This window comes from Alicyclobacillus sendaiensis NBRC 100866, from assembly GCF_001552675.1.
Classification (GTDB): Bacteria; Bacillota; Bacilli; order Alicyclobacillales; family Alicyclobacillaceae; genus Alicyclobacillus; species Alicyclobacillus sendaiensis.
Genome location: NZ_BCRQ01000059.1, coordinates 1 through 16,431 on the forward strand (window position 1 = coordinate 1; position 16,431 = coordinate 16,431).

The 16,431-nt window shown below is 63.6% G+C and carries 22 protein-coding genes; 20 read left to right on the plus strand and 2 right to left on the minus strand.

Annotation, left to right across the window (positions count from 1 at the left end; all coding sequences use genetic code 11):
* From murA to AS26_RS11180, 16 genes are all read left to right on the plus strand, one after another.
* Positions 1–988 (plus strand): UDP-N-acetylglucosamine 1-carboxyvinyltransferase (murA, locus tag AS26_RS11105; RefSeq protein WP_062309501.1); only part of this gene is annotated, 988 nt, incomplete at its 5' end.
* Between the two features lie 35 nt (positions 989–1,023).
* Entirely contained in the window at positions 1,024–1,854 is an 831-nt protein-coding gene (locus tag AS26_RS11110; RefSeq protein ID WP_245629738.1) for a cell division protein FtsQ/DivIB, read from the plus strand.
* A 14-nt stretch (positions 1,855–1,868) separates the two neighbouring features.
* Positions 1,869–2,573, plus strand: a complete 705-nt coding sequence (locus AS26_RS11115; protein ID WP_062309506.1) for a DUF881 domain-containing protein — start codon at positions 1,869–1,871, stop codon at positions 2,571–2,573.
* A gap of 5 nt (positions 2,574–2,578) precedes the next feature.
* Positions 2,579–3,319 carry a DUF881 domain-containing protein gene (locus AS26_RS11120; RefSeq protein WP_062309508.1) on the plus strand — a complete coding sequence of 247 codons (741 nt, stop codon included), beginning with the start codon at positions 2,579–2,581 and terminating at the stop codon, positions 3,317–3,319.
* Complete coding sequence (locus tag AS26_RS11125; protein ID WP_062309510.1) at positions 3,319–3,702, plus strand: small basic family protein; 384 nt, start codon at positions 3,319–3,321, stop codon at positions 3,700–3,702. The genes AS26_RS11120 and AS26_RS11125 overlap by 1 nt, the downstream gene beginning before the upstream one ends.
* 108 nt (positions 3,703–3,810) lie before the next feature.
* A complete protein-coding gene (ftsA, locus tag AS26_RS11130; protein ID WP_062309512.1) occupies positions 3,811–5,046 on the plus strand; it encodes a cell division protein FtsA in 1,236 nt (411 codons plus the stop codon).
* Between the two features lie 87 nt (positions 5,047–5,133).
* On the plus strand, positions 5,134–6,273 hold the full coding sequence (gene ftsZ / locus AS26_RS11135) for a cell division protein FtsZ (protein ID WP_012810654.1): 1,140 nt from the start codon (positions 5,134–5,136) through the stop codon (positions 6,271–6,273).
* Positions 6,274–6,567: 294 nt separating this feature from the next.
* On the plus strand, positions 6,568–7,587 hold the full coding sequence (locus AS26_RS11140; protein ID WP_062309514.1) for a sigma-E processing peptidase SpoIIGA: 1,020 nt from the start codon (positions 6,568–6,570) through the stop codon (positions 7,585–7,587).
* A complete protein-coding gene (gene sigE / locus AS26_RS11145) occupies positions 7,484–8,233 on the plus strand; it encodes an RNA polymerase sporulation sigma factor SigE (protein ID WP_062309516.1) in 750 nt (249 codons plus the stop codon). Before AS26_RS11140 ends, sigE begins: the two co-directional genes overlap by 104 nt.
* 157 nt (positions 8,234–8,390) lie before the next feature.
* Positions 8,391–9,170, plus strand: a complete 780-nt coding sequence (gene sigG / locus AS26_RS11150) for an RNA polymerase sporulation sigma factor SigG (RefSeq protein WP_062309518.1) — start codon at positions 8,391–8,393, stop codon at positions 9,168–9,170.
* Between the two features lie 54 nt (positions 9,171–9,224).
* A complete protein-coding gene (locus tag AS26_RS11155) occupies positions 9,225–9,521 on the plus strand; it encodes a YlmC/YmxH family sporulation protein (RefSeq protein WP_062309520.1) in 297 nt (98 codons plus the stop codon).
* A gap of 47 nt (positions 9,522–9,568) precedes the next feature.
* Positions 9,569–10,357 (plus strand): peptidoglycan editing factor PgeF, encoded by a 789-nt coding sequence (gene pgeF / locus AS26_RS11160; RefSeq protein WP_062309523.1) that lies wholly within the window; start codon positions 9,569–9,571, stop codon positions 10,355–10,357.
* A gap of 3 nt (positions 10,358–10,360) precedes the next feature.
* Positions 10,361–11,050: a YggS family pyridoxal phosphate-dependent enzyme gene (locus AS26_RS11165; RefSeq protein ID WP_062309524.1), complete on the plus strand. Its 690-nt coding sequence runs from the start codon at positions 10,361–10,363 to the stop codon at positions 11,048–11,050.
* 12 nt (positions 11,051–11,062) lie between these two features.
* Positions 11,063–11,344 (plus strand): YggT family protein, encoded by a 282-nt coding sequence (locus AS26_RS11170; RefSeq protein WP_062309526.1) that lies wholly within the window; start codon positions 11,063–11,065, stop codon positions 11,342–11,344.
* Positions 11,345–11,355: 11 nt separating this feature from the next.
* Positions 11,356–12,132, plus strand: a complete 777-nt coding sequence (locus AS26_RS11175; RefSeq protein WP_062309528.1) for a YlmH family RNA-binding protein — start codon at positions 11,356–11,358, stop codon at positions 12,130–12,132.
* A gap of 100 nt (positions 12,133–12,232) precedes the next feature.
* On the plus strand, positions 12,233–12,739 hold the full coding sequence (locus tag AS26_RS11180; protein ID WP_008340469.1) for a DivIVA domain-containing protein: 507 nt from the start codon (positions 12,233–12,235) through the stop codon (positions 12,737–12,739).
* 48 nt (positions 12,740–12,787) lie between these two features.
* On the opposite strand, the gene AS26_RS11185 is transcribed toward AS26_RS11180, so the two are convergent.
* Positions 12,788–12,982: a hypothetical protein gene (locus AS26_RS11185; protein ID WP_062309530.1), complete on the minus strand. Its 195-nt coding sequence runs from the start codon at positions 12,980–12,982 to the stop codon at positions 12,788–12,790.
* A gap of 154 nt (positions 12,983–13,136) precedes the next feature.
* Here AS26_RS11185 and AS26_RS11190 point away from each other — a divergent pair, with 154 nt between their 5' ends.
* On the plus strand, positions 13,137–13,451 hold the full coding sequence (locus AS26_RS11190; RefSeq protein WP_062309532.1) for a DUF5665 domain-containing protein: 315 nt from the start codon (positions 13,137–13,139) through the stop codon (positions 13,449–13,451).
* Positions 13,452–13,463: 12 nt separating this feature from the next.
* Positions 13,464–14,126, plus strand: a complete 663-nt coding sequence (locus tag AS26_RS11195) for a TraR/DksA C4-type zinc finger protein (RefSeq protein WP_062309534.1) — start codon at positions 13,464–13,466, stop codon at positions 14,124–14,126.
* Here the strand turns inward: AS26_RS11195 and comA are convergent.
* Positions 14,101–14,916 (minus strand): phosphosulfolactate synthase, encoded by an 816-nt coding sequence (comA, locus tag AS26_RS11200; RefSeq protein WP_062309535.1) that lies wholly within the window; start codon positions 14,914–14,916, stop codon positions 14,101–14,103. The genes AS26_RS11195 and comA overlap by 26 nt on opposite strands.
* Positions 14,917–15,008: 92 nt before the next feature.
* Between comA and lspA the strand changes: the two genes are divergently transcribed.
* Positions 15,009–15,479 carry a signal peptidase II gene (lspA, locus tag AS26_RS11205; RefSeq protein WP_062309538.1) on the plus strand — a complete coding sequence of 157 codons (471 nt, stop codon included), beginning with the start codon at positions 15,009–15,011 and terminating at the stop codon, positions 15,477–15,479.
* Between the two features lie 18 nt (positions 15,480–15,497).
* Positions 15,498–16,431, plus strand: a 934-nt coding sequence (locus AS26_RS11210) for an RluA family pseudouridine synthase (protein WP_062309540.1), incomplete at its 3' end; no start/stop codon positions are given.

Genomic DNA, 16,431 nt, shown 5'->3' on the forward strand with positions numbered 1-16,431 from the left:
GGGGTCTTCCATCTTCTTGATGGGCCCGCTCATGGCGAGGTGCGGCGAAGTGACCGTCTCCAAGCCGGGAGGGTGTGTCATCGGCCAGCGGCCCATTGATTTTCACCTGCGGGGACTTCGGGCGCTCGGCGCGCGGATTGAGGAGTCTCACGGTCTCATCCGTTGTCAGGCCAAGCGGCTCGTCGGCACGCACATCGTGCTCGACTTTCCGTCGGTCGGGGCGACCGAGAATTTGCTGATGGCGGCGGTGCTCGCGGACGGGACCACGGTCATTGAAAACGCGGCGCGGGAACCGGAAGTGGAGGACTTGGCGAACTTTCTGAACGCTGCCGGGGCCAAGATCCGGGGGGCCGGGTCGGCGCGCATCGAGGTCCGCGGGCGGTCGGAGCTCGCGGAGACGTCGTACCAAGTCATCCCGGACCGCATTGTGGCCGGCACGGTGATGGCGATGGTCGCCGCCGCAGGCGGAGAGGTCCGACTGGTGGGCGCCCGCGCGGATCACCTTGGGGTTGTGCTCCAGAAGCTCCGCGACGCGGGTGTTCGCGTGGAGGTGGACCATGATATAATCACTGTCATCGGCGAGGAGACCCCATCTGCCATTGACATTCGAACTGCGCCTTACCCAGGGTTTCCGACGGATCTTCAGGCGCCTTTTATGGCGTTTTTGACCATAGCCAAGGGCACGAGCATCGTGCAGGAAAGTGTTTTTGAAGCCCGCTTCAAGCACGTCGACGAGCTGGTGCGTATGGGCGCCAACGTCTCGGTCGATCTGCGCACCGCCATCGTGCGGGGGGTGCCACGTTTGTCCGGGGCGCGCGTGACGGCGGCTGATCTTCGCGGGGGCGCGGCGCTCGTGGTGGCGGGGCTCGCGGCCCATGGCTTCACCGAGGTCGAGGGCCTCCAGCACATCGACCGCGGCTATGAGGACATGGCTGCGCTGCTTCGAACGCTCGGGGCCCGCGTGTCGCGCGTGTCGCGCGGCGAATGACAAGGGGGCGCACAGGCGGCGAAAGGCGTGACAGCATGCCACGACAGGAAACGACACAGGAGCGCGAGCGCCGGAAGGCGAGAAATCGGCGGATTGTCGTGAGCTTTTTCGCGTTCATTGGGCTTGTGGCGGTGCTGGAGTCGCCGCTCGCCCGCGTGCGCCACATCGAGGTGAGCGGGAACACCACGGTTCCGATGGCGCAGATTGTCGCATCGAGCGGCATCGCGTACGGCGAGAGCCTGTGGGAAGTGAATCGCAAGCGGGCCGCTTCCGACATTGTGGCCAAGGTGCCTATGGTCGATCGCGCCGCCATCTCCGTCTCGTGGCCGTCGGGAACCGTGTCCATTCGCGTCCACGAGCGCGACGTGGTCGCCGTCTACGCGGATCCGAGCGGATTCTACGAGCTCATGTCCAACGGCTACGTGTATCAAAAGATTCCCTCGGCGGTGGGGCTGCCGTATCCCATCGTGACAGGCCAAGACTCGAAGCTGTCCGTGCACGGGATGGCGCCGGCCGCGGTGTCGTCCGTCTGTCGCCAACTCGCGTCCGTTCCCGCGAGCGAGCTGACCGGGGTGTCCGAGATCCACGTGAACGGGGACGGCACGGTCACCCTGTATCTCGACAACGACTTCGAAGTGCTGGCGGACGTGGCAGATTTGCCAGGTTCGGTGGCCGCCATCCAGCCGACTATCCGCTATTTCGTGGGGAAGGGATACCGGCCGGGCTTGATTGACCTGACCGGGTCGCCACCGTACCGATACACCCCGTTTGCGTCGCTGCCCAACTCGAACGTCAAGACCCCGGCGGTTTCGAGCCGAGGTGGGCAGGCCGAGGGGACAAGCCCGAACACCACCTCGCATTCCTGAAAAGGGGGAGGCCTGTGAACGCGCAAGGACGCGTCATCGCATCGCTCACGGTGGTCGCCGTGGCGTTGGGCTACATGCTGACCGTCAGTTACCGGCAAAATCACGCGGCGGCCGCCTTGGGCGTGCTCGCCAGCGGGAGCTCGGCGGTGAACCGTCAGCTGGCGGAGCGGCTCAACGAGCTCAAGCAGTCGAACCAGAAGGCTCAACAACAACTTGCTTCGCTCACGCAGGAAATTGCGCAGTACGAGCAGATCTCGGCCGGATCGACCGACTCCGTCCAAGCGCTCCAGCAGCGGATGGCGGGCGAGCGCGTTCTGGCTGGGCTCACGCCGGTTCACGGGCCGGGCATCCAGGTCACCCTCAACGACGGCAGCGTGGGCGGGAGCGATGTCGAGCAGATCCTCGCCCACGATTGGACGCTTCGCAACCTGGTCAACGAGTTGTTCACCGCCGGCGCGGAGGCGGTGGCCATCAACGACTACCGGGTCCTTGCCACATCCTCCATTGAATGCCAGGGGCCCGTCGTGTCGGTCAATGGCCATCGGCTCGGAGCCCCGTTCACGGTGGTGGCGATTGGCGATCCGGCGGTGCTGTCTTCGGCCCTCGAAATCCAAGGCGGCATTCTCGACGCGATGCGGCAGGAAGGCCTGCAGGTCTCCACGCCCGAGGTCGAGAACGATATCCATATTCCGGCCTACACCAATTCACTGCAGGGGTGACGCGGATGGCGGCTCGCTCCAACCGAAGCCTCATCTGGGTGGCGACGGCCACCGTGGTGGCGCTGGGCTTCATGGTGACGGTCGATCTGACGGCGGAAGCGCCTGTTGGATCGAGAAACACGAGCTACATCGACCTGCGCACGCAGGTCTCGGAACAGGCTCAGGAACACATTCTTCTCGAGCAGCAGATTTCGAAGCTCGAGGCTCAACTTGCGGAATACCGAGCTGCCAGCGGGAGCCAGAAGGAGCTCCGGCAGGTGTTGGCGAAGGATGAGCGCCAATTGGCTGTGGAGGCTGGGCTCACGCCTGTCACCGGCCCGGGCATCACCATCACTATCCAGCCCGATGCAAAGCTAGGCGCGAGTCCTGCCCAGATGGCGCTGTTTCCCCAACAGGCGGACCAGTGGTTGGACGAGGTCGTCAATGTCCTCTTTGCCAACGGCGCCACGGCCATCGCCATCAATGGGCAGCGCTTGGTCGGCACCTCGTCCATCCGGTTGGTCGAGGTGAACGGCATCGGCAGTGTGCATGTGAACGGCAGGCTCATTGAAGCGCCGTACGTGATTCAGGCGGTGGGCAGCGTGCAGCAAATGCAAACGGGGCTTGCGGTGAACGTTTTACAAGGGTACTTCGAGGCGATGGGCGAGGATTTTATCGTTCGCGCCTATCCCTCTTCTCATGGGGTGACCGTGCCGGCCTACGCAGGACCGTTGCCTGGGCAATACGCGAAGGAGGGAAACGGCTGATGTACTGGCTGCCCGTTTTAGGTTTAGCCGTCGGCATCGGGCTGGGGTTGGTGACGAACGTCGTCATCCCCGTCGCGTTCACGAGCTATCTGTCCATCGCCATTCTGGCTGCGCTGGACACCGTCGTGGGGGGCATCCGTGCCAGTCTCGACAAGACGTTCGACAGCGCCGTGTTTCTCTCCGGCTTTTTCACCAATACGCTGGTCGCCGCCCTGTTGGCCTACATCGGAAACCAGCTCGGCGTGGACCTGTACTTGGCCGCGGTGGTTGCCTTTGGCGTGCGCCTGTTTCAAAACATCGCGGTGATCCGCCGGCACGTCTTCACGCTCATCCGGCAGCGGCGGGTGGCCCGGCGGATGGCGTCCACCAAGGATGGCGCGTGACGCTCTTGGAAATCAAAGATTTTTCGCCTGCGCTAGAGGATTGTCGAAATCCGTGTGGAAGTAGATAGAGAATCGCAGTCTCGGGCGCTCTAGGGAGGTGCCACTCGGTTGGCCAAGGAGGACTACATCGTCAGTCTCGACATCGGCACTTCGAAGGTGCGGGTCATCATCGGAGAGCCGACTGGAAACAGCTTGAACATCATTGGAGTGGGCTCCGCCTCGAGTCAAGGACTGCGCCACGGTGCGATTGTCGATATTGACAAAACGGTTGATTCAATCCGCGAAGCGGTCGATCACGCCGAGCGCATGGTGGGCATTCGCATCCCATCCGCGTACGTGGGCATTTCGGGGGAGCACATTCAGTTGCACAGCTCTCACGGAGTGGTCGCGGTGTCTTCGGCGGACCGCGAGATCACGGATGAAGATATTGAACGCGTTTTGCAGCAAGCGCGAGTCGTGGCGCTGCCTCCGGAACGCGAGGTCATTGACGTCGTGGCGAAAGAGTTTGTCGTCGACGGCCTGCGTGGCATCATGGATCCGCGCGGGATGCTCGGTGTGCGGCTGGAGGTGGACGCGTATCTCATCACCGGGAGCCGCACCGCGATTCACAACATCGTGCGATGTGTGGAGCGCGCGGGACTGGAAGTTGCGAATCTCGTGCTCGCGCCCATGGCCGCGAGCCAAATCGCGCTCACGCAGGACGAGCGCAAGCTGGGCGTCGCGTTGGTGGACGTGGGCGCGGGCGTGACGTCGGTCAGCGTGTTTGCCAACGGCGTCCTGATGGGGACGAGCATCATCCCGATTGGCGGCGACTACGTGACGCAAGACATCGCCATCGGGTTGCGCACCAACACGGTCGCTGCCGAACAGGTCAAACTCCGCCACGCCTGCGCGATGGTGGAGCAGGCCTCCGAGCATGAGACCTTTCGCGTGCCCCGGATGGGGAGCAACAAGGAGGCGGAGTTCACGCAGTATGATCTCGCCACGATTATTGAGCCACGCATGCAGGAGATATTCGGCTTAGTGCGAAAAGAAGTAGAAAAGATGGGTTATGCCGACGAGCTGCCGGCGGGTTACGTGTTTCACGGCGGCGTCATGTCGACGCCTTCCGCGGCCGAGTTGGCCGGAGAAGAACTGCAGGCGCCTGTGCGCATCGCCGTGCCAGAGTTCCTCGGGGTGCGCGATCCGTCCTTCGTCAACGGTGTCGGCATGATTGTGTATGCCGCGCGCACGGGGCTTCGGCCCAGCTCGGCGGATTACAACGGCGGCGCTCGTCAGGTTCGTTCGTCCAATCACGTCGGCGTATTTGCACGAATCAAAGATTGGCTGCGCGATTTCGTGTGATGTCGGCCGGTGTGTGCGCGCACGTGCGCGCTGACACCATACTGTCGCAGGGGAAGTGCGGAGCCAAATAGATTAGGAGGACCCACAGTGCTGGAATTCGATTTTGAAACTGATTCCCTTGCTAATATTAAGGTGATCGGCGTCGGCGGCGGCGGGTGCAATGCGGTGAACCGGATGATCGAATCGGGCGTCAAGGGCGTGGAGTTCATTGTCGTGAACACGGATGCTCAGGCGCTCAAGCTGTCGAAGGCCGAGACCAAGCTTCAGATCGGCGAAAAGCTGACCCGTGGCTTGGGGGCGGGCGCGAATCCCGAGATTGGCAAGAAGGCAGCGGAAGAGAGCCGTGAAATGCTGGCCAATGCGCTCAAAGGCGCGGACATGGTGTTTGTCACGGCTGGGATGGGAGGCGGCACGGGGACCGGCGCGGCGCCGGTTATCGCCGAGATCGCGAAAGAACTCGGCGCGCTCACGGTGGGCGTCGTGACCAAGCCCTTCCGCTTTGAGCAACGCCGCCGCATGATCCAGGCTGAGCAGGGCGTCAACGAGCTGAAGCAGAAGGTCGACACGCTCATCGTCATTCCGAACGATCGTCTGCTCGAAATTGTGGACCGCAACACGCCGGTCCTGGAAGCGTTCCGGGAGGCGGACAACGTGCTGCGGCAGGGCGTGTCGGGCATTTCGGATCTCATCGCGACGCCTGCGCTCATCAACGTGGACTTCGCGGACGTCAAAGCCATCATGACGGAACGCGGATCCGCCCTCATGGGGATCGGCATCGCCTCTGGCGAAAACCGCGCTGCCGAAGCGGCGAAGAAGGCCATCTCCTCGCCGCTCTTGGAGACGTCCATTGACGGCGCCCGCGGCATCCTCATGCACGTCGCGGGTGGGACGAATCTCAGCCTCTGGGAGGTCAACGAGGCCGCGGATATCGTCTCCATGACCGCAGACCCGGATGTCAATATGATCTTCGGCGCGGCCATCGATCCAAATCTGGAAGACGAAATCGTCGTCACCGTCATCGCGACGGGATTCGACGGTTCCAATCAACAGCAGCAGGCGCGGCAGAATCACCTGCACCACGAGCCGCACGACAACGTGGTCCGCGGGACCGTGCAGCGCCATCCGTCGGCGCAGGATCCGGTCATCAACGTGCCGAACACGGGAAATCCGTGGGAGATTCCGGCGTTCATGCGCCGCCAGAACAGCAGGTTTGGGCGCGATCGCTGAAGCTGAAAAGCCAGGCGGCGCGACGCCGTTTTGCGCCGCCCTCGGCGTTCCATAAGACACGGGCCTGCCTGGAATGGGCAGGCCCTTCGCGTTGTGCGGATAGGTTCTTTGCTTCGCCGCTCGTCCTCTACACGCCTCGACCGACTTCTTCAAAAAAGTCTACGACCCACCCGTCAAGTTCCGACAGGCTTCGTAATACAAATCTACTATACTTTCCTCCAAACGATGCGGTGTGATCTCGCGGACATGCCGCCCGTCGGATAGGACACGCCGTGCTCCACCTGAGGTGATGGTGTGCAGGCCCTGCCGGTGGTCTACATCGACATCGTCTGGATGGTCAACTTCATCATGGATTTCGCGTTGCTCTGGACGACCGGTTGGCTGATGAAACGCCGGCCGCGCTGGACGCGGCTTCTGGCGGGCGCCTTGCTGGGCGCGACGTACGCGCTCGCGCTGTTTGTCCCTGCCCTATCCCTTGCCACCACGTGGCCCGGCAAGGCGCTGGTGTCGGTCTTGATGGTGTGGCTGGCCCTGCCTCACCGCAACGCGCTCGATCTCGCCCGCCTCGTCGGCGTCTACTACCTCGTGTCGTTCATCGTGGCCGGGGCGAGTGTCGCTGCCCGCTTCGCCGTGCCCGGCACGACGCTCAACCATGCCCTGTGGAGCAATCGCGGCGTGGCCTTCTCGACCTCGGGCGAGACGCTCGGCCTCATGGTGGGTCTGCCGCTCGCCGTCGAGGGTCTCAAGCGCCTCGCTGCCCGGCTGAAGCGGGAAGCGCGCGTCGAGGCGTCGCTGGTCGATCTCGAGGTGCAGTTCGACGGGGTTTCCATCCGCTTCCGCGCCCTGGTGGACACGGGCAATGCGTTGGTCGATCCCGTCTCCAAGCGACCTGTGTCGCTGGTCGACGCCGACGTCCTCATGCCAGCCTTTCCAGAGCCGGTGCGCGAAAAGTTGGCCGCCGGCGCGGACCTGTTGGATGCCTTGACCGAGGCGTTGCCCGGCACACCCCTCACCGTGGTGCCGTTTCAAGGGGCATCGGGCCGCGGCCTCACGGTCGCGATCCGGCCGAAGGCCGTGTACCTGGTCCAGCCGGATGGCACGCGCACCCGCGGTGAGGACAGCCTGTTTGCGGTATTTCCCGGCGTGCTCAGCGCGGAGGGGACGTTTCAAGCCATCTTGCATCCAGAAGTCTTGAATGGAGTGGATGAAGATGCACGTGTTCCAGTTTCTCAAGACCAAGCGCCGCCTCGCGCTCCTTCGGCTTCGCCTCCTGTACATCCGCCTGCGAGTTCGCCTCCTGGGTCAGCCGGATGAGGTGTATTACGTGGGCGGAAGCGAGGCGCTGCCGCCGCCGCTCACGAAGGAGGAGGAACAATACCTTTTGGAGCGGCTTCCTTCGGGCGATCCGTCCGTGCGGTCGATGCTCATCGAGCGAAACCTGCGCCTAGTCGTGTACATCGCCCGCAAGTTTGAGAACACGGGTGTGAACATCGAGGATTTGGTTTCCATCGGGACCATCGGCCTCATCAAGGCCGTGAACACGTTCGATCCGTCGAAAAAGATCAAGCTCGCGACGTACGCGTCTCGGTGCATCGAGAATGAGATCCTCATGTACCTCCGCCGGAACAACAAGCTTCGCGCCGAGGTGTCGCTGGACGAGCCGCTGAATGTGGACTGGGACGGAAACGAACTGCTTCTGTCCGACGTGCTCGGGACGGATTCGGACACCATCTACCGCAACCTCGAGGACGAGGTGGACCGCGAGTTGCTCTACGACGCCCTCGACAAGCTGAGCGAGCGGGAGCGCACCATCATGGAGTTGCGGTTTGGCCTGGGCACCGGCCAGGAGATGACCCAGAAGGACGTCGCGGATCTCCTCGGGATCTCCCAATCCTACATATCGCGCTTGGAGAAGCGCATCTTGAAGCGGCTTCAGCGTGAATTCAACAAGATGATGTGAGGGACGCCTCCCGCCTGCGCCGTGGTCCGCGGCGGCGCACGCGACCGCCGCCGCACCTTGTTGGAGCTGCATAACCCGCCCGAGTCCGGACATACTTAAGACGAATTTTGGAATATATGTTCACACGTGTATGACGGGCAGACTTGGGGGGACTTCTTTGAAGCGCAACAAGGTGGAGATCTGCGGCGTCAACACTTCTCAGCTTCCGGTTCTCACAAACGCTCAAATGCGCGAGTTGTTCGAACAGCTCCGGGCCGGCGATCTGTCGGCGCGCGAGAAGTTGGTCAACGGCAACCTGCGCCTGGTCTTATCGGTCATTCAGCGGTTCAACAACCGCGGTGAATACGTGGACGACCTGTTCCAGGTCGGATGCATCGGACTGATGAAAGCCATCGACAATTTTGACCTGAATCAGAATGTGCGCTTTTCCACCTATGCGGTCCCCATGATCGTCGGCGAGATTCGCCGATATCTGCGCGACAACAACCCCATCCGCGTCAGCCGTTCCCTTCGCGACATCGCCTACAAAGCGCTGCAGGTTCGCGACATGCTGGCGTCCAAAAACCTGCGCGAGCCGTCTATTGTCGAGATCGCCAACGAGATGAATTTGCCGAAGGAGGAGGTCGTGTTTGCGCTCGACGCCATCCAGGATCCCGTCTCCATGTTCGAGCCCATCTATCACGACGGGGGCGATCCCATCTACGTGATGGATCAGATTCACGACGAGCGCGAGAAGGATTCCGCGTGGGTGGAGGGCATTGCGCTGCGCGAAGCGATGCGCAAGCTGTCGGATCGGGAGAAGAAGATTCTGGCCAAGCGGTTTTACGAGGGCAAGACGCAGATGGAGGTGGCGGACGAGATCGGCATCTCGCAGGCGCAGGTGTCGCGGCTGGAGAAGGCGGCCATTCATCGCATGTACAAGCTCATCCAGTCGTAACCCCTCCGCCATCGGTCATAGGATGACCTTAGGACCGATGGGAGGCGGATACGCGTGGTGCGCATATCGGAGCTTCAGTCGAAGGATGTGGTCAACGTCGAGGACGGCAAGCGGCTTGGGACCATTGGCGATCTGGAGATCGATCTCGACAGCGGGCTGATCCGCGCGATTGTCATACCCGGGCCGTCGAAGTTCTTCGGCATGGTGGGCGGATCGCAGGACTACGTCATCCCCTGGAACCAGATTGTCAAAATTGGCGCGGACGTGATCCTCGTGGATCTGCGCCCGCCCGGCGAGCCGGGCTACTACCTCCCTCCGCAGTCCGGCAAGCGCGGAACAGGCGGCTATTGACGCGTGGCGCTGAGAAGCCGGATGGATGTATGATAGGGAGCGGAGGGATGCGCTTGCTGAAGGACGTGATGGGACGACATGGCGGCCTCGGGATTCGCCCGCCGTTCGCGGGCCCGGGCGTGCGCGCCATGTTTTTCTTTCGCCATTTGGACACGTGGCCGCCCGTGGACGCCGACGTTTCGACGCGCCTCGCGGGTCCGGAGGCGGCTCGGGACCATCGCGCGAGGATGCTGACGAATGCGCGCATCGGAGCCGAGGCGCTGTGCCTGGTGCGGCAGGTCCACGGTGACCGCGTCGTCCGCGTGGACGCGCCGAGCGAGTTCGCCGTCGAGGCCGATGGGATGATCACGGACGTCCCCGATCTCGCACTTGCTATCCTCGTCGCCGACTGCGCGCCCGTTCTGTTGTACGATCCCGTCCGCCGCGCGGTGGGCGCTTGCCACTCGGGATGGCGGGGCACGGTGCAGCAGATTGTCGCCCGCGCCATCGAACGCATGCAGGAAGAATACGGGACAAAGCCGAGCGATCTGCACGTGGCCATCGGCCCGTGCATCCGTCGCTGTTGCTACGAGGTGGACGACGCCGTGGCGGCCCACGTGCTCCGCACACCGCTCGAGCGAGCGCTCCTGCCCAGGTTCGGGCGCCCCGGGAAATACACGTTCAGCCTGCCGCATGCCATTCGGATGACGGCCGAGGCTTGTGGGGTTCAGCCGGATCGCGTCTATGACGCTGGCATCTGCACGTCCTGCCGGAACCGCCATCTGTTTTCACATCGCCGCGAGGGCGAGCGGGCGGGACGGCAGATGGCGGCCATTGCGCTTGGGATGGGGGGCTAGTCGTTGGATTATGGATTCGTGCCTCAGCGGGTCGAGGAGATACGCGCTCGAGTTGCTCGCGCCTGCGCGCGATCCGGCCGGGATCCTCTGGGCGTCCGCCTGGTGGCCGTGACCAAGACGGCCACTCCGGACGTGTTGCCCGCACTTCGCGCCGCGGGCATCCGCGACGTGGCCGAAAATCGGTGGCAGATGGCGCGGGACAAGCTTGAGCATCCTGCCGCCTCGAGCTTCGAATGGCACTTCATCGGCACCCTTCAGACCAACAAGGTGAAATATGTCGTGCCTCGCTTTGCGTGGGTTCATTCGCTGGACCGGCCCGAACTGGCTCGCGCGCTGTCGGAAGAGGCGGTTCGGCGAGGCGCTGTGGTGAACGTGTTGGTTCAGGTCAACATCAGCGGTGAGACGCAAAAGCACGGCGTCGCGCCCGAGGAGGCGGAGGATCTGGTCCGCCTCGCTCGCGATCTCCCTGGGCTTGCCGTCAGGGGCCTCATGACCATGGCGCCCATGGTCGACGAACCGGAGGACGTCCGCTACGTGTTCACGGGACTTCGCGCCCTGAGGGACGATTTGAAATCCCGCCTGGGGCTCGAGGCGTTCGAGGAATTGTCAATGGGCATGTCCGATGACTTCGAGGTGGCCGTCGAGGAAGGCGCGACGATGATTCGCATCGGGCGGCGATTGGTGAATCCGTGAGGGGGTGAAGGCATGGATGGGTTGGCAGACGCCGTGGAATGGATGTTTGGCCTCTATTTCATCGTGCTCCTGGCCGGGGCGCTGATGCAGATGGTACCCGATTGGACCTATCATCGCGTGGTCCGGTGGATTCACGCCTGCTGCGAGCCCTATCTGTGGGTGTTCCGGCGTTACCTTCGCCCCTTGCGCGTGGGCCGGATCTCCGTCGACGTGACGTGGCTCGTGGCGGTGGTCGTCTTTTTCGTGATTCAAGCGGGCGTGGACACCACGCTGACGCAATTGACCACGAGCTGAGGAGGCGTGCTGTGCAACACGGATGGGTGCGCGCGTCGGAACAACCCTGGGTCCGCCGCGCAGCGGATTGGGTGCGACAGGTTGAGGAGAGCTACGCCCCTTATCTGACCGACTTTTTGACGCCGCGCGAACGATACCTTGCCGAAAGCGTGGCGCGTGGGGCGGGGATCCACGTCGAGGCCTTCGGGGGCTACAACGGGGCAGAGCGCGTGCGGCTCCTGCTGTTGCCGGAGCCGTGGCCGACCTCCCCACAGGATTTCGAGATTCAGGCGCTCCACGTGGTCGCGCCGCAGGACGCCTTTTCCCACGGCGACGTGCTGGGCTCGCTTCTTGGCCTGGGGCTGAAGCGCGCGTCGGTAGGCGACATCGCCATCGCCGCGCCTCGGCAGGCGTATGTGTTTGTCACGAAACCTGTCGCGCGCTACCTGCAAGACGCATGGACTCGCGTCGGCCGGACGCCGGTGATCGCGCAGGCGGTGGACGAGATCCCACCCTTACCCCCTCCGCCGTACGAACCGAAGGACATTTTCGTCGTGTCCCCGCGCATGGACGCCGTCGTCGCGCAGGCCTGTCAGGTGTCGCGAAAAGACGCGCAGTCCCTGGTGGCGAGCGGACGGGTGGAGCTGAATCACGCGGAGGCCCCGCCCGACGCGGAGGTGCGGCCGGGGGATGTGTTGTCTGTCAGGGGATTCGGGCGCGTGCGGGTGCTGGAGACCGTGGGCCAATCCAAGAGCGGCCGTTGGATCGTGCGGGTCGGCGTTTTGCGATCTCGCCGCGAAGTGCGGTGACGGTGAAGGATTTTGCCGGTTGCTGTCGAATAGCAGGGTGACGACCCCTGACCAAACGAGGGGTTTCACAAGCCTGTGGTCGAGATGAGGGGGATTCGCCATGCCGTTGTCGCCCATCGACATTCACAATAAAGAGTTCCGGCGCTCGTTGCGCGGGTACAACGAGGACGAAGTCGATGACTTTCTTGAGCGCGTGATTCAGGACTATGAGGCTCTCATTCGCCAGAATAAGCAGTTGGAAGAGGAGATCGCGCGGCTCAACGAGAAGTTGGCGCACTATCAGAACCTCGAGGAGAGCCTCAGCAAGTCCATCCTTGTCGCCCAGGAGACGGCGGAAGAGCTGAAGAACAACGCGAAAAAAGAAGCCCAACTCATCATCCGCGAGGCGGAAAAGAACGCGGATCGCATCATCAGCGAAGCGCTCAACAAGGCGCGCAAAGTGGCGCTCGAGGTGGAGGAAATGCAGAAACAAGCCGCGATTTTCCGCGCGCGCTTCCGGTCGCTCATTCAATCGCAGCTCGAAATGATGGAGTCCGGAGACTGGGAGTCGTTCGAGCGGGAACTCGCTCGGCGCGAGGTCGCGGCAGCCGAACCGGACTTCGCCTGATCCAAGAACGCAAGGCACGCGCCTGGACGAGCCGATCCTCGGGGTCGGCTATTTTTTTTCGCTCCGCGCGGTATACCAGAGGAGGGCGAGCCCGAAGGCCACGAGCGAGGCGTCGATCACGACGTACGTGGTGTACGGCAGCGCCAGTTGCAGCCACACCCGGGCGAGGATGCAGGCGGCGAACAACGTAACGCCAATCCACACAATCGCCCAGGAAGCTGCGTAAAGCCATGTTCTGCGCATCCATCATCTCTCCAGTCAAAACAACCCTGCCGATCTCCATCATACACAGACCCGCCGAAGATACCAATGACAGTCTGGTGAACATGTCCGACATGGAAGGACCCACGCCGGGCACACTATCGGCAGACCATCCACAGCCGGGACGGTGAACCACATGCGGCAAAGGCGCAAGCGGCGTCATTCGCTCACCCATCTCGGACTGCTGCGGCTGACCGAATACCTCGAAGGTGCGAACTTCGCGGCGTACGTCGACCTGCTGCAGACCCCGTGGCGGCTCGCGCTCCTCAATCTCATCGGCGGCGTGTTTCGCGGTCTGGGCATCGGCCTCGGTTTCACCGTGATTGCAGGCTTGGTGGTGCTAATCCTGCAGCAGCTCGAGCTCCTCAACCTCCCGATCATCGGCAAGTGGATCGCGGATTTGGTCCAGATTGTGGACGGGCAGCTCCGGGCACGCCAATTCGCGTACTGAAGGAGGACGACCATGGAACACGAGCCCATCCGATCCCGCTTGGAGGCGGTGCGGGAGCGCCTGATGCACCGCCTGAACGAAGCAGAGACGTCGGCTGACATCCAGCGCGCCATGTCCGACGAGTTCTCGGAGCTCTCGATGTATGACAATCACCCCGCGGACCTCGCCAGCGAACTGGCGCTCCGCAATCAGGCGGTCGGCGAACGGCTGCGCGACAAGCGCGCGCTTGAGGACGTGGAGGATGCGCTGTTGCGGATCCGCCGCGGAACGTACGGACAGTGCGAGTCCTGCGGGCGGCCCATCCCCTTGGCGCGGCTCGAGGCGATGCCCACCGCCCGCCGGTGCGTCGAATGTGAACGCGAGGTCGAGGCCAAGCGGGCGTCGGCGCATCGCCCCGTGGAGGAGGACGTCCTGGCGCCCTCGTTCGGTCGGTTCAATCTCGACGGCGCGGACGAAACGGGATACGACGGGGAGGACGCCCTGCAGGACGTCATGCGCGCCGACCGCCCGCTCCAGGGCCTCGCCCGTTACGACGAGCCCGATCTCGACGACGACGCCGGCTACGTCGACGGGGTGGACCGCATCTCGGAGGACGACTACCGCCGGACGCTGCCGTCGCCGGCAAACGAACTTGCGGATTACGACGAGCCTAGGACGGGGGCGCCTCCAGGGTGAGCACGAAGGTGTCGGCCCTGAGGCCGAGCCGGAGGCACTCGAGGGCAATGGCGTCTCCGGGCGGCACGTTGCCCAGGTTGACGCCCGGACCAAAGCGGCGAATGAGTTCCACTTGCTGAGACTTTTTCGGCGCTTCCCAAATCACCCGGCTCCGCGCTTCGGCGGGCAGCGCGGCCACAAACACGCTCAGTGCGTCGTCGAGCACCTTGCCCGCTGAATCATAAATGCCTACGCCTTCGCCCGATTCCCGCCCTTCGAGGATCACGTAATCAGCGCCGGCTTCGAGATCCCGGAGCACGCCTTCGGCGCAGCGCGCGAGGTCCACGTCGTGGCTCAGTTTTTTGCCCACCTCCGTGATGACGACGGGAAACAAGCGTTTCGCCGCCGCAATGGCCTTGGCGCGATGGTCGGGCGGCAGGTCGATGGTGCCGTCCGAGATCTCCATCGCTTGAAACCCAAGCTGGCGGCAGCGCCGGAGGTATTCGGAAAACACACCCTGGACCCACGCCACTTCGGCCAGAGTCCCTCCTGGGCACGCCATGACGTTTGCCTGTGCCGCCCGCTCCAGCTTGGCCCGCAGCACGTGCGCAGGATAGACGGCGCTCGTCCCAAATCCGAGCTTCAGCAGATCAATGGTCGGAGCGGCCGTCGACAAGAGGGACTCCGTCTCCGAAAGGCTCAGTCCTTTGTCGATGACCATGGTGATCCCGCTTGTGCGCGGCTTGGGTTCCCGCGGTCCAAGCGGTGGGGCAATCCATTGTGAGAAGGCGCCGCCCTCTGGTACAATCACCGTATTCACACCCCTTCACTTGCCGCCTTTTCACGGTATGCGACGGCGGCTCGCGAGGGTGCAGGCTGTGAACCGGCGAGGAGACGTGTCGAGTGGGGAAGCAGAAGTGGCTGTTGTACGTGGTCGGCCTGGTGATACTTGTTGCCGATCAAGTCATCAAGCTGGTTGTGCGGGCGAAGTTGGCCATCGGCAGCGCCGTCATGGTCATCCCGGGCGTGGTGGAGTTCACGCACATTCAGAATCCGGGCGCCGCATTCAGTCTCTTGCCTCATCAGGTTTGGCTGTTTGTCCTCGTGGCCATCGCCGTCGTGGCGGCGGTGGTTGTGGTGAACACGCGGTTCCAACTGAGCGCTCTGGCGCAGGTGGGGCTTGGCCTATTGCTCGGCGGCGCGCTCGGGAACATGGTGGATCGCGTCTTTTCGCCGACTCACACGGTCACCGACTACGTGTACTTCTACACCATCCATTTCCCCGTCTTCAACCTCGCGGACGCCTCCATCGACATCGGCGTCGTGCTCCTCATTCTCTCGACCTTTCGCGGCGGGAACGATTCCCGCGACTGATGGGGTAAGGAGGACAACATGAGACCGGCCATCCACGTTCAATATGAGGTGAGCGCGGAGGATGCGGGCGAGCGACTCGACCGATGGCTGACGGACAGGCTGCAGGAGGACGACATCGAGGTCTCGCGGACGCAGGTGCAGCGGTGGCTTGACGACGGGTTGGTCCGCCGCGCGCGCCCTGGGCGCGTGAAGGCGAGCGATCCCGTGGAACCGGGTGACCTCTACGAGGTGGACGTGCCGGAGGAGGAACCGCTGGAGCTGGTGCCCGATGCGGGTGTGCCGTTTGTCGTCGCCTACGAGGACGACGATGTGGTGGTGGTGGACAAGCCGCGCGGCGTCGTCGTGCACCCGGGGGCAGGTCACTTGCGCGGCACGCTCGTGAACGGCCTCCTGGCGCGCGGGACGCCCCTCTCGGCGCTCGCGGGCGCGATGAGGCCGGGGGTCGTCCACCGGATCGACAAGGACACGAGCGGGCTCGTCGTGTTCGCCAAGTCGGACCGCGCGTATCGCGCGCTGGTCGAGGCGTTTCGGGCGCACGACGTCGAGCGCGAGTACGTGGCCATCGCGCACGGGCGCTTGCCCCATCGCGAAGGTACCATTGACATGCCCATCGCGCGCGATCCGGCGGATCGCCAGCGGATGGCCGTGCGCCAAGGGGGCAAACGCGCCGTCACGCACTTTTGGGTCCTCGAATCGTTTGCCAACTACTCGTATCTGCGCTTGCGCCTCGAGACCGGGCGGACGCACCAGATCCGCGTTCACCTCGCGGCCATCGGCCATCCCATCGCGGGCGATCCCGTCTATGGCCCGCGCCACACGCTGCCCATCGACGGACAGGCGCTTCACGCGCGGACGCTCGGGTTCACGCATCCCGATGGGCGCCGCCTCCGGTTCGAAAGCGACGTGCCCCCTGACATGGCCCGTCTGCTTGACGGCCTGCGACAGGGGCGGG

Coding starts and splice junctions, on each gene's coding strand:
- AS26_RS11110 (WP_245629738.1), top strand. CDS start 1,024: ATGCCACGACAGGAAACGACACAGGAGCGCGAGCGCCGGAAGGCGAGA.
- AS26_RS11195 (WP_062309534.1), top strand. CDS start 13,464: ATGGAACACGAGCCCATCCGATCCCGCTTGGAGGCGGTGCGGGAGCGC.
- AS26_RS11185 (WP_062309530.1), bottom strand. CDS start 12,982: ATGCGCAGAACATGGCTTTACGCAGCTTCCTGGGCGATTGTGTGGATT.
- AS26_RS11125 (WP_062309510.1), top strand. CDS start 3,319: ATGTACTGGCTGCCCGTTTTAGGTTTAGCCGTCGGCATCGGGCTGGGG.
- pgeF (WP_062309523.1), top strand. CDS start 9,569: ATGCGCTTGCTGAAGGACGTGATGGGACGACATGGCGGCCTCGGGATT.
- sigE (WP_062309516.1), top strand. CDS start 7,484: ATGCACGTGTTCCAGTTTCTCAAGACCAAGCGCCGCCTCGCGCTCCTT.
- AS26_RS11190 (WP_062309532.1), top strand. CDS start 13,137: ATGCGGCAAAGGCGCAAGCGGCGTCATTCGCTCACCCATCTCGGACTG.
- AS26_RS11120 (WP_062309508.1), top strand. CDS start 2,579: ATGGCGGCTCGCTCCAACCGAAGCCTCATCTGGGTGGCGACGGCCACC.
- AS26_RS11180 (WP_008340469.1), top strand. CDS start 12,233: ATGCCGTTGTCGCCCATCGACATTCACAATAAAGAGTTCCGGCGCTCG.
- AS26_RS11170 (WP_062309526.1), top strand. CDS start 11,063: ATGGATGGGTTGGCAGACGCCGTGGAATGGATGTTTGGCCTCTATTTC.